Source organism: Brucella tritici, assembly GCF_902825325.1.
Lineage (GTDB): Bacteria > Pseudomonadota > Alphaproteobacteria > Rhizobiales > Rhizobiaceae > Brucella.
The window spans coordinates 1-11,630 of the sequence record NZ_CADEAR010000038.1; the positions used below are offsets into that span (position 1 = coordinate 1).

An 11,630-nucleotide genomic window follows, 5' to 3' on the forward strand; every position below is an offset into this window, starting at 1 on the left:
CAAGGGGAATCGAACCCCTGTCTGCGCCGTGAAAGGGCGCTGTCCTAACCGCTAGACGATGGGCGCCTGCTGGTGTGAGTGGGCTTATATTCAGGAAGGTTCTGACTCGCAAGCCCCAAAAAACACTTTTCTGAAAAAAATCGAATGTACTGCAATAATGGGGAAAACTTCGGCAGGCGGGTTCCTTATTTCCTTGAATATAAAGGCAAAAGAAAAAGCCGGATCATGCGATCCGGCTTTTGTGTATCCATGATACGCCTCTTTTTTTAGCCCTTGCAGCGCCAGTTCCAATCGCGTTCCGGTCCCACATCGACGTGAACCGATGTCGTATGGCAATAGGTGCCGACGCCGCCACGCCCGGACATGGAGCGGGCAAAACGGGCGACTTCCCACTTGGAAACGCCGTCGATCTGAATATCTGCGGCTGCACAGATCATATGGAGTGATTTGCGGGCGCCGTTGACCTTGCGATTGTAGGACGGGCTGCGATAGCCGGAAGTTACCATTACAGGACGGCGGAAATGCCGTTCCATGGTTTTCAGCATGGAAACGAGCTGCGGCTTGAGGCAGGCAACATCCACAGTCTGTCTCTGGACCTTCAAGCCATTGGGCGCGAGTCGGGCGAGGCCCGGAGCCGAAGCAAGCGTTACGTTTGCGAATTCATCGTCTTCGTTCGCGTCAATATCACTATCGTCATAAAGGCTGTTGCGATGCTTGATTTCCACGCCGCCATTGGGGCGCACGCCGGGCAGCGAATAATTGTAATCATGCTTCGCGGATGGAGAAACGGGCTTTGCGACGGCAAGCTTCTTGTTTTCGGTTCGGTCAGAGCGCGTGCCGGTCGATTCGTCGGAGAAAAGCCGGGCTATGCTGCCTTGCGAGGCCGTTGGGCGTTGCGGCGAGGCGTAAGCGCTCTTCGTTGACCCGAACAATGAAGCAACCTGAACAGGCTTTTCAGCTTCGGCAGGTTTTGCCGCTGCGGTCTGCTCTGGTTCTGCCGCTTCGGCGGGCTTTTCTTCTTTTGCCGGTTCCGGCTGTTTTTTGGCGGTTTCGGCCGGAGCGGTTGCCGCTGGTTGTTCTGCTGTTTGCGCAGGTGCTGGTTCAGCACTCTTGCTGCCACCAAACATGCCGAAAAGCGATGAACTCTTCGGCTGCTGCGGGGCGAGGGCTGCGACCTGTGTTGGTTGCTGTTCAGCGGCTGCCGCAGTTTCGGTCGGTTTTGCCTGCTCTTTATTATTGGCTTTTGTCGCGTCGGCTACAGTCGCGGGCTTTGTTTCGCCCGGCTTGACTTCCGTCTTCTTCTCTTCCGTCGAAGGGGCCGTTGTTGCCTCGGCGGCGGCTGTCTGATCAGCAGCACTTTGCAATGTATCAGCAATCACGGAACCGTCGGAGGCGGAAGTCATCTGGAGCGGTTTACCGTCTAGACCTGTACCGGTCGACGTGCAGGAGGTGACAAGAAGCGCAAGCAAAGCCACGCTACCTGAAAGAAACCTGCCGGTGGTCCGGTGTGTAGAATGCTCAAAGTTCAACAGTCTGCTCCAGCTCGATTTCCCTGACCAGTTTGGCGACCCGAATTCATTCGAGCCTACCTGGTTTCGGGAGATCGGCTCTCCCGTGCGAGGCTGACATCATCCCTGATGGCTATCGTCCCCACAGCTCCCGACTGTTTGTGCCGGGAAAGAAATTCAGAAATATCAGCGTCTTATGATAGTCACTTCAGAGTTATGACTGTCATTTCGCTGTATTGGACAAATCACCTGATTGGCAATTGGTTACCAATTTTTAAGTTTTTTAATCGCCGAGCGCAACTATTGATGCGCATTTAGCGTTAAAAGACTTCGCGTTCAGTGCGGGATATTCGCTAATAACGAAATATTACTTTGTGTAACTGTTGGTTACGTTGGCTATTCGTGTTTGTCCGGCGGGATAGTCTGCGAGGGGCGATTGGCCTTCACCACAGGGTGAATTTCCGATTTACATCACTCACTTGTTGACAGGACGCCTCGACTTGGTGCTATCCCTTGGCAATTGCTTTATCCTTGTCTGGTGCTGTGGCCAACAGCACCTTATGCGGCATTAACCGGGAACAGAAACATGACCAAGCGCACGCGGCAGATCGCCAATCTTTTGCTGGCAGCAACAGCGGCGGCGATGCTCACGGCATGCGCGGGCGGAAAAGAGTTTCAGGGTACCCCGCAGGAAGGTGCTTCTCGGACCGGTGTTTTCCCCACATTCGGCCATATGCCGAAGGCTGCGACCACGCAGATCACTGCAGAAGAAAAGCAGCAGCTTACGACCAAGCTTGATGCCGACCGCACGCGTCTGGCGGCATCAAGAGGCGCCAGCGCAGGCTTCACGCCGGCCGAGGCTGCGAGCCTTCGTCAGCAGGCTCAACAGGAAACGGACGCTACTCTGAAACAGATCGAAAGCGGGGAAGAGTAAATCCTCTCTTCCCTGGTTTTTGGCGCGCATCTTATCCGAAAACCGTTTCACACTTTTCGGGATGTGCTCTAAAGACGAAATCCGCGTTCTTTGACGCGGCAACACGTCTCGACCCGATTCGAGAACAGGTGTATAGCTCCATTGCGGCGCATACGCGCCATTACGTTCAACCCTCCACTGGAACAGGATCATGTCGGAAGAATTCCATAAAGTCCGTCGTCTGCCCCCTTATGTCTTTGAACAGGTCAACCGTCTGAAGGCATCGGCGCGAGCGGCGGGGGCCGACATCATCGATCTTGGTATGGGCAATCCCGATCTCCCGACCCCGCAGAATATCGTGGACAAGCTCTGCGAGGCCGTGCAGGACCCGCGCGCCCATCGTTATTCCTCATCCAAGGGAATACCGGGACTTCGTCGTGCGCAGGCGCAATATTATGCACGCCGCTTCGGCGTGAAGCTCAATCCCGATACGCAGGTCGTCGCCACGCTTGGTTCCAAGGAAGGCTTCGCCAATATGGCGCAGGCCATTACCGCGCCGGGCGATGTGGTTCTGTGCCCGGACCCAACCTATCCGATTCACTCCTTTGGCTTCATCATGTCGGGCGGTGTGATCCGTTCGATTCAGGCCAAGCCGGATGACAGTTTCATTCCGGCTCTGGAACGCGGCGTGAAGCATTCGATCCCGAAGCCGATCGCGCTGATCCTGAACTTTCCGTCCAACCCGACAGCCTATGTGGCAACGCTTGATTTCTACAAGGATGTCGTCGCATTTGCCCGCAAGCATGACATCGTCATCCTTTCGGATCTCGCCTATTCGGAAATCTACTTCGACGGCAATCCGCCGCCATCGGTGCTGGAAGTACCGGGCGCCATGGATGTGGCGGTGGAGTTCACCTCGATGTCGAAGACGTTTTCCATGCCGGGCTGGCGTATGGGCTTTGCGGTCGGCAATGAACGCCTGATCGCAGCCCTGACACGCGTGAAATCCTATCTGGATTATGGCGCGTTCACGCCGATTCAAGTTGCCGCGACGGCAGCACTGAATGGCGATGGAAGCGACATTTCCTATGTCCGCAATGTCTATAAGCAGCGCCGCGACGTGCTGGTTGAAAGCTTTGGCCGCGCGGGTTGGGATGTTCCGCCGCCAGCCGCAACCATGTTTGCCTGGGTTCCGATCCCGGAGCGCTTCCGTCCGTTGGGGTCGCTCGAATTCTCCAAGTTGCTGGTGGAGCAGGCGGATGTGGCTGTTGCACCGGGCATCGGTTTTGGCGAACACGGCGATGATTATGTGCGTATCGCGCTGGTCGAGAACGAACATCGCATTCGTCAGGCTGCGCGCAACATCAAGCGGTTCCTCTCTGCCAAGGACGAGAACCTGCAGAATGTGATTCCGCTCGAAGGTCGTCGCGGATAATATTTTCAAGATGGCCACGGGCGGCCTCATGCAGCCCGTGGCTTCCCACCCGATTAAGCCACTCCATACAGAAGGTCGATATAATGAGTGATGCATTACGGATCGGCGTTGCCGGCCTCGGCACCGTTGGTGCTTCGGTGTTGCGTATCCTGCGTGACAAGTCCGAAATGCTCACGCGCCAGTGCGGCAAGCCTGTAACGGTTACGGCGGTCAGCGCCCGCGACCGTACGCGGGACCGTGGTATTGATCTTTCCGGTATTGCCTGGTTCGACGATCCGGTCGAACTGGCCAGATCTGCCGATATCGACGTTTTCGTTGAGCTGATCGGCGGCGAGGACGGTCCGGCCAAGGCTTCCGTGGAAGCGGCTCTGCGCGCCGGTCGCCATGTCGTCACGGCCAACAAGGCCCTGCTTGCGCGCCATGGCGTTGCCCTTGCGAAGATCGCTGAGGACAAGGGCGTTCTGCTCAATTTCGAAGCGGCTGTTGCGGGCGGCATTCCGGTTATCAAGGCAATGCGTGAATCGCTGACCGGCAATACGGTTTCTCGCGTCTACGGCATCATGAACGGCACCTGCAACTACATCCTGACCCGGATGTGGGAAGAAGGCATTTCGTTCGAGGACTGTCTCAAGGATGCCCAGCGTCTGGGCTATGCCGAAGCTGATCCGACTTTCGATATCGAAGGAAACGATACGGCGCACAAGCTGGCGCTCCTGACCAGCCTTGCCTTCGGCACGCAGATTGCAGCCGATGACATCTATCTCGAAGGCATAAGCAATATTTCGCTGGCCGATATTCGCGCTGCCGATGAACTCGGCTACCGCATCAAGCTTCTGGGCGTCGCGCAGAAGACCGATACGGGCATTGAACAGCGCGTGCATCCGACCATGGTTCCGACCTCGTCGGTCATCGCGCAGGTTCATGGCGTGACCAATGCCGTGGCAATCGAAACCGATCTTCTGGGTGAACTTCTGCTTTCTGGCCCCGGTGCGGGTGGCAATGCGACGGCATCTGCCGTAATCGGCGATGTCGCGGATATTGCCAAGAGCCGTCCCGGCTTCCAGCACGGTCCAGTGTTCGGTACGCCCGCCAAGGCATTGCAGCCTTACAAACGCGCCAAGATGCGCAAGCATGCAGGTGGTTACTTCATCCGCCTGACGGTTCTTGACCGCATCGGTGCCTTTGCGGCCATTGCCAAGCGCATGGCAGAAAACGACATTTCGCTGGAATCGATTGTCCAGCGTCCGCCAATGAATGGTGCGGCCAAGGAAGACATCAAGACGGTCATTCTCGTCACGCATGAGACGACCGAATCTGCCGTTAAGAAGGCGCTGGAAGCAATCCTCAAAGACGATCATCTGGTTGATAAGCCGCAGATGATCCGCATCGAACGAGCCGGGTGAGCCTAAAAGCGACCTCTCTTGCGGGTTCGATTTACCTTTGTTATGAAAGCCGGGTCGGGATTTGGCCCGGCTTTATTCGTTTCAAGAGAGAAAACAGGAAAAGGAGGGCTGTACGATGTATGTGACGCGTCATGATCATCACCGTCAGCACGGCCCCGATTTTGCCCTGCATAAGTAACTTGTGCAGGGCGGAAAAAGACTAGAACCACTGTCTTATTCTGCCTTTTCCTAAAGGTGCGGTCGTTGAGCCGTTGCCGGACATTCGCCAGCACATCTATTCGTGTCACGGTTCGGAAACCGGGCATTCGTGCGTGGCAGAATTGGGCTGATTGCCATGTCTCTTGTTTCTATACAGAACCTTTCGCTGACCCTTCACGAACCGCTGTTCGCCAATCTCGATCTCGTCATCGGCGAGGGCGAGCGGCTTGGCATCGTAGCCGCCAACGGACGCGGCAAGACCAGTCTTCTCCGCCTTCTTGTCGGTGAGGGGGAGCCAACGCTTGGCACCATCACGCGGTCGCGCGGGCTGAAGATCGGCTATGTCAGCCAATATGTGCCAGAAAGCCTGTTCAGTCGCAGTTTTTACGAGGTCGTGCTGGATGGGCTCGACGATGAAGCGCGCGATTACGAAAGCTGGCGCGCCGATATCGTGCTGGATGATCTCAATGTCAGTGAAGAACTGCGGCAGCGCCCCATAGGGCAGTTGAGCGGCGGCTGGCAGCGGCTTGCACTTCTGGCGCGCGCGTGGGTGTCGGAACCCGATGTTCTCCTGCTCGACGAACCGACCAACCATCTGGATCTCGAAAAAGTGCGGTTGCTGGAAAACTGGCTGAATGCGCTGCCGCGTTCGGTTGCAGTGGTCGTCAGCAGTCACGACCGCGCCTTCCTTGATGCGGTTACGAAGCGAACATTGTTTCTGCGGGCAGAAAAATCACCGATATTCGCTTTGCCATACAGTCAAGCCCGCGTCGCGCTTGATGAAATCGATGCGGCCGATGCCCGACAGTTCGAAAAGGACATGAAGACAGTCCAGCAATTGCGCAGGCAGGCGGCGAAGCTCAACAATATCGGCATCAATTCGGGCAGTGATCTGCTCGTGGTCAAAACCAAGCAGTTGAAAGCGCGGGCCGACAAGATCGAGGAAAGCGCCAAGGCGGCGCATGTCGAGCGTTCTGCTGGCAAGATCACCTTGAACAGCCGTGGCAGTCACGCCAAAGCTCTGGTTGTTCTCGACCAGGCCGAAATTGCCACGCCCGATGGGAGACTTCTCTTCAAGACGGGACAGCTATGGATCAATCCGGGTGACCGAATTGTTCTGCTGGGCGCCAACGGCATGGGCAAGACCCGGTTGCTGACGCTGGTGCGTGAGGCCATTCTTGCACCAGATCAAGCGCAGGCCGGGATCAAGGCAACACCGTCTCTGGTGCTTGGATATAGCGATCAGGCCTTGTCGGAGCTTCGTCCGGACTGGACACCATTCGAGACGATTACGAGAAGCTTCGACATTGGCGACCAGCGGACGCGATCCTTGCTGGCGGGGGCGGGCATGACGCTTGAAATGCAGGCCAAGCCGCTGGAACGCTTGTCCGGCGGGCAGAAGGCGCGACTTGCCATGCTGGTTCTCCGTCTGACCAATCCGAACTTCTATATTCTCGATGAACCGACCAATCATCTCGATATCGAAGGTCAGGAAGCGTTGGAAGTGGAACTGCTTCGCAATGAGGCGGCGAGCCTTATCGTCTCGCACGACCGCAGTTTTGTTCGCAATGTCGGCAACCGTTTCTGGATGATCGAAAGAAAAAGGCCGGTCGAAGTAGAAAGTCCGGAGTTTTTCTTTGACGGAATCGGAAGCTGATTGCCTGCAACATCTTTTGGTTGTTTAACAATTTCTGCAACTTTGTGCCGGGTGTGGTTGTTCACATCCGGCCCGGACATGAAACGAAGCGTGTATAGCTTAAATCGATTAAGAGTTTGAGTGCGCAATGTTTTTAGCCTTCTCACCCTTGCAGGGGGCGGGGGACTTTGACAAAAGGTTTGCACAGTGTCGCTATAAGAGGCGGCAATCGCGGGGTTCATGCGCCGCGTCCACGCAATTCGAATTCAGGACTTTGTTCAAATGGCCAAGACCGCAGAGCAGCACCCCCACGGACTGGATCGCATTCTCACACTCGAACTGGTCCGGGTGGCCGAGCGTGCAGCGGTGGCCGCGGCGAGGCTGCGTGGCCGTGGCGACGAAATGGCTGCCGATCAGGCTGCCGTCGATGCCATGCGTCAGGAATTGAACCGTCTTCCGATCGCCGGAACAGTTGTTATCGGTGAAGGTGAGCGTGACGAAGCGCCGATGCTTTATATCGGCGAAGAAGTTGGTACCAAGCAGGGACCGGATGTCGATATCGCGCTTGATCCGCTGGAAGGCACGACGATCTGCGCCAAGAACCTGCCGAACTCGCTCGCTGTCATCGCGATTGCCGAGAAGGGCAACCTGCTTTACGCGCCTGACGTTTACATGGAAAAGATCGCCGTTGGTCCGGGCTACTCGAAGGGCGTTGTCGATCTTGACGCCAGCCCGACGGATAACATCATGTCCGTCGCCAAGGCGAAGGGTGTGAAGCCGAACGAAATCACCGCCTGCATCATGGACCGTCCGCGCCATGCGCGTCTGATTGAGGAAGTGCGGGCGACCGGCGCCGCGATCCGCCTCATCGGGGATGGCGATGTTGCGGGTGTGATGCACACGACCAATCCGGACGAAACCGGCATCGACATCTATATCGGTATTGGCGGCGCGCCTGAAGGCGTTCTGGCTGCAGCAGCTCTGCGCTGCATTGGTGGCCAGATGCAGGGCCGTTTGCAGCTCAATACCGATGAAAAGATCGCTCGTGCCGCGAAGATGGGCATTGCGGACCCGAAGAAGGTCTATTCGTTGGAAGAAATGGCCAAGGGCGACGTGCTTTTTGCCGCTACCGGCGTGACGGATGGCAATATGCTTTCCGGCGTGAAATTCGCCCGTGACTATATCCAGACTCACACCATCGTCATGCGTTCAAGCTCGCAGACGGTGCGCGAGATAAAGGCTCGCCATCAGGACCTGTCCAAGTTCTAGGACCTGTCGGTATTTCGGCTCTGGCGGTCTGCAAATGGCGTGGTTCTGCGCTTCCGGTGCTCACGTACGCAAAGTACGCTCCGCTCCGGTTCTCGAACCCCACCATTTTCGACACGCCATAACCAAAATCTCAACAGGTCCAAGCGCCTTCCAAACAGGCTTTTATAAAAGGCGGCATTGCAAAAATGCCGTCTTTTGTGTCTTTAGAAACTTATGACGACAGAGCGCTTTTTTCTCGGAATAAAACAATCCGCAACCGGACAGAAATGGGTAGACCGGCTTGGCCTGCGTGAGGCCAATACGGCACTTGCCATTGCGCAGCATCACGGCATTTCCGATCTGGTTGCACGCGTGCTTGCCGGGCGGGGTGTGTCGGTGGAAGGCGCGCCGGAATTTGTCGATCCGACGCTGCGCAATCTCATGCCCGATCCCGCGACGCTTACCGATATGGAGAATGCCGCAGGGCGGATTGCCGATGCTATTCTGCGCCGCGAGACCGTGGCCATTTTCGGCGATTACGACGTCGATGGGGCGTGTTCTTCCGCCTTGATGGCGCGGTTTCTCAAGCATTACGGCATTCAGCACTCCATCTATATTCCCGACCGGATTTTTGAAGGTTACGGCCCCAATCCCGATGCCATGCGCGATCTGGTTGCCAAGGGTGCGACCCTTATCGTTACAGTCGACTGCGGCACCAACAGCGCGCCGTCCATCACGGCTGCCAGGCAGGCCGGAGCGGATGTCGTCGTGCTTGACCACCATCAGGTCGGCGGCGATTTGCCTCAGGATGCGGTGGCTATCGTCAATCCCAACCGCGAAGATGATATTTCGCAGCAGGGGCACCTTTGCGCGGCAGGCGTCGTCTTTCTGACGCTGGTGCAGGTAGCCAAGATATTGCGGGAGCGCGGCAAGGGGCCGGGCCCCGATCTTCTTTCCCTGCTCGATCTCGTGGCGCTCGCCACGGTCTGCGACGTGGTGCCGTTAACCGGTGTCAATCGCGCTTTCGTCGTCAAGGGACTGGTCGTTGCGCGTTCGCAGAGCAATGTCGGCCTTGCGGCCTTGGCGCGCGTTGCCCGCATTGGCGAACCGCTCAATGTCTTCCATCTTGGCTATCTGATCGGGCCGCGCATCAATGCCGGCGGGCGCATCGGCGATGCGGGACTTGGCGCACGGCTGCTGACATTGGACGATCCATCAACGGCGGATCGTATCGCCGTGGAACTCGACCGGCTCAATCAGGAGCGTCAGGCCATGGAAGCCGAGATGCTGATGGAGGCTGAAGCGGAGGCTTCGCTGGAAATCTCCGGCGGCGCGGGCGCATCGGTGATCGTGACGGCAAGCGACCGTTGGCATCCCGGTATTGTCGGGCTTCTGGCCTCGCGGCTCAAGGAAAAGGCGCGGCGACCGGCCTTTGCCATTGCCTTCAACGCCAATGGTGTCGGTTCGGGGTCCGGTCGTTCGATCACGGGGCTTGATCTCGGCAAACTGGTGCGTGGTGCGATGGAGCGCGGGCTGCTCGTCAAGGGTGGCGGCCATGCCATGGCGGCGGGCATTACCATCGAGCGCGCAAGTCTTGGCGCGTTGCGGGCTTATCTTGAAGAAGAATCGGCGCATATCGTTTCGCGCCTGCGCGAAAACCAGAGCCTGTCCATTGACGGTGCACTGGCCGCATCGGGCGCAACGGTATCGCTCTATGAAGCCTTGCAGAAGGCTGGGCCATACGGTTCTGCGCATCCGCAACCCATATTGGCGCTGCCGCATCATATACTGGCCGATGTGCGTGGCGTCGGGCGCGATCACGTGCGTGTCGCGTTGCGTGGTGCGGATGGAAAGCGCGTCAATGCCATAGCCTTCCGGGCGGCTGAGGGCAATCTTGGACGCTTCCTGTTCAACAATATCGGCCAGAGCGTCCATGTGGCAGGCAATCTGTCGCTAAATCATTGGAATGGTTCGGTCACGCCGCAAATACAGATTCTGGATGCTGCTTTGCCCGTTTAAAATTCTGGGTCCATTTGAAATTTCTGGATTTTTTTGCCTTCACGCTCTTGTGAGGTGTGGGGGCGAATTCCCATATGAGCTCTGATTTAAACATTCAGACATGTCTCTAAATGGGAGTAAACGATGCCGGGTTCCGGAAGCCGCCTGACCAAACTGACAGCTGCAATGGTATTGGGGCTGATTGCCTCTTTTGCTGCGGTCGATTTCGCCGAGGCTCGCCGTGCGGGCGGTGGCGGTTTCGGCAGCCGTGGCGCGCGCACCTATCAGGCGCCAGCGCCGACGCGTACTGCACCTAACAATGCTGCGCCGATGGAACGTTCGATGACGCCGAATACCGGCGCGACGCAGACCAACCGTCCGGGCGCAACAGGCACGCAGAATGCTGCGCAGGCACAGCGTTCCGGCGGTATGTTCGGTAACTTCGGTCGTTCCATGCTGGGCGGTCTTCTCGTCGGTGGCCTGATCGGAATGCTGCTCGGCAACGGCCTTGGCGGTCTTGCTGGCATGTTCGGCCTGTTATTGCAGGTTGCGGTGATCGCGCTCATTGCGATGTTCGTCATGCGCATGTTCGCAAATCGTCGCCAGCCGGCAGCGGCAGGCGTCGGTAACGCAGGTGCACAGCCTTTCGGCGCGGTAAAGACCGCAGCCCCGCAAGCTGGTTCACAGGCCGGTTTTGGTGGCCGTACGCCTTCGGTGAATCCGTTCGAGACCAAGCAGGCAGCCGCTCCGGCTGCTCCCGCCGCTGAAGATGAACCGATGGATGTCGGTCAGGAGGATCTGGATCGTTTCGAACAGATGCTCTCCGAAGTCCAGACCGCCTATGGCCGTGAGGATTATGCAGCGCTGCGCAAGCTCGCTACCCCGGAAGCCATGTCCTATCTGGCCGAAGAACTGGGCGAGATCGCTTCCAGCGGCATGCGTAACGAAGTGAAGGACGTCAAGCTTCTGCAGGGCGACGTTTCCGAAGCCTGGCGCGAAGGCAATGTCGAATACGCAACCGTTGCGATCCGCTATTCGGCGATCGACGTGATGCTGGATCGCAATACCGGCGCTGTCGTTGAAGGCAATCCGGATGAGCCGGTGGAAAGCGTTGAACTCTGGACGTTCACCCGCACAGATGGCGGCGAATGGCTTCTCGCAGCCATTCAGGGAACGGAATAACCGTTCAGGATTGAAAAAAGCCCCGCCCTTGTGGCGGGGCTTATACATTTGAGGCCGGAACGTTAAACTTCGTTCCGGCCTCTATGTCATTGTGGTGAATGCAACACCG

Annotated in this window: 9 protein-coding genes; 7 read left to right on the top strand and 2 right to left on the bottom strand. The window is 57.4% G+C overall.

Annotation, left to right across the window (positions count from 1 at the left end):
• Positions 1-90 precede the first annotated feature (90 nt).
• Both HWX93_RS21900 and HWX93_RS21905 read right to left on the bottom strand, forming a co-directional pair.
• Positions 91-291, bottom strand: coding sequence for a hypothetical protein (locus HWX93_RS21900; RefSeq protein WP_176038717.1), 201 nt, complete (start codon positions 289-291; stop codon positions 91-93).
• The gene (locus HWX93_RS21905) at positions 267-1,529 is read right to left on the bottom strand and encodes a YcbK family protein (protein ID WP_176038718.1); all 1,263 of its coding nucleotides are present in this window, start codon (positions 1,527-1,529) and stop codon (positions 267-269) included. The genes HWX93_RS21900 and HWX93_RS21905 overlap by 25 nt, the downstream gene beginning before the upstream one ends.
• Positions 1,530-2,094: 565 nt before the next feature.
• Between HWX93_RS21905 and HWX93_RS21910 the strand changes: the two genes are divergently transcribed.
• The 7 genes from HWX93_RS21910 to HWX93_RS21940 all read left to right on the top strand — a co-directional run bounded on the left by HWX93_RS21910 (position 2,095) and on the right by HWX93_RS21940 (position 11,521).
• Positions 2,095-2,442: a hypothetical protein gene (locus HWX93_RS21910; RefSeq protein ID WP_176038719.1), complete on the top strand. Its 348-nt coding sequence runs from the start codon at positions 2,095-2,097 to the stop codon at positions 2,440-2,442.
• A gap of 190 nt (positions 2,443-2,632) precedes the next feature.
• Entirely contained in the window at positions 2,633-3,856 is a 1,224-nt protein-coding gene (locus tag HWX93_RS21915; protein ID WP_176038720.1) for an LL-diaminopimelate aminotransferase, read from the top strand.
• Between the two features lie 83 nt (positions 3,857-3,939).
• The gene (locus tag HWX93_RS21920) at positions 3,940-5,259 is read left to right on the top strand and encodes a homoserine dehydrogenase (RefSeq protein WP_176038721.1); all 1,320 of its coding nucleotides are present in this window, start codon (positions 3,940-3,942) and stop codon (positions 5,257-5,259) included.
• 334 nt (positions 5,260-5,593) lie between these two features.
• Positions 5,594-7,114, top strand: coding sequence for an ABC-F family ATP-binding cassette domain-containing protein (locus tag HWX93_RS21925; protein WP_176038722.1), 1,521 nt, complete (start codon positions 5,594-5,596; stop codon positions 7,112-7,114).
• A gap of 261 nt (positions 7,115-7,375) precedes the next feature.
• A complete protein-coding gene (gene glpX / locus HWX93_RS21930) occupies positions 7,376-8,362 on the top strand; it encodes a class II fructose-bisphosphatase (RefSeq protein WP_010659880.1) in 987 nt (328 codons plus the stop codon).
• 213 nt (positions 8,363-8,575) lie between these two features.
• Positions 8,576-10,360 (top strand): single-stranded-DNA-specific exonuclease RecJ, encoded by a 1,785-nt coding sequence (recJ, locus tag HWX93_RS21935; protein ID WP_109988454.1) that lies wholly within the window; start codon positions 8,576-8,578, stop codon positions 10,358-10,360.
• A gap of 123 nt (positions 10,361-10,483) precedes the next feature.
• Positions 10,484-11,521 carry a Tim44 domain-containing protein gene (locus HWX93_RS21940; protein ID WP_109988453.1) on the top strand — a complete coding sequence of 346 codons (1,038 nt, stop codon included), beginning with the start codon at positions 10,484-10,486 and terminating at the stop codon, positions 11,519-11,521.
• Positions 11,522-11,630 lie beyond the last annotated feature (109 nt).

Coding starts and splice junctions, on each gene's coding strand:
- HWX93_RS21915 (WP_176038720.1), top strand. CDS start 2,633: ATGTCGGAAGAATTCCATAAAGTCCGTCGTCTGCCCCCTTATGTCTTT.
- recJ (WP_109988454.1), top strand. CDS start 8,576: ATGACGACAGAGCGCTTTTTTCTCGGAATAAAACAATCCGCAACCGGA.
- HWX93_RS21940 (WP_109988453.1), top strand. CDS start 10,484: ATGCCGGGTTCCGGAAGCCGCCTGACCAAACTGACAGCTGCAATGGTA.
- glpX (WP_010659880.1), top strand. CDS start 7,376: ATGGCCAAGACCGCAGAGCAGCACCCCCACGGACTGGATCGCATTCTC.
- HWX93_RS21925 (WP_176038722.1), top strand. CDS start 5,594: ATGTCTCTTGTTTCTATACAGAACCTTTCGCTGACCCTTCACGAACCG.
- HWX93_RS21910 (WP_176038719.1), top strand. CDS start 2,095: ATGACCAAGCGCACGCGGCAGATCGCCAATCTTTTGCTGGCAGCAACA.
- HWX93_RS21920 (WP_176038721.1), top strand. CDS start 3,940: ATGAGTGATGCATTACGGATCGGCGTTGCCGGCCTCGGCACCGTTGGT.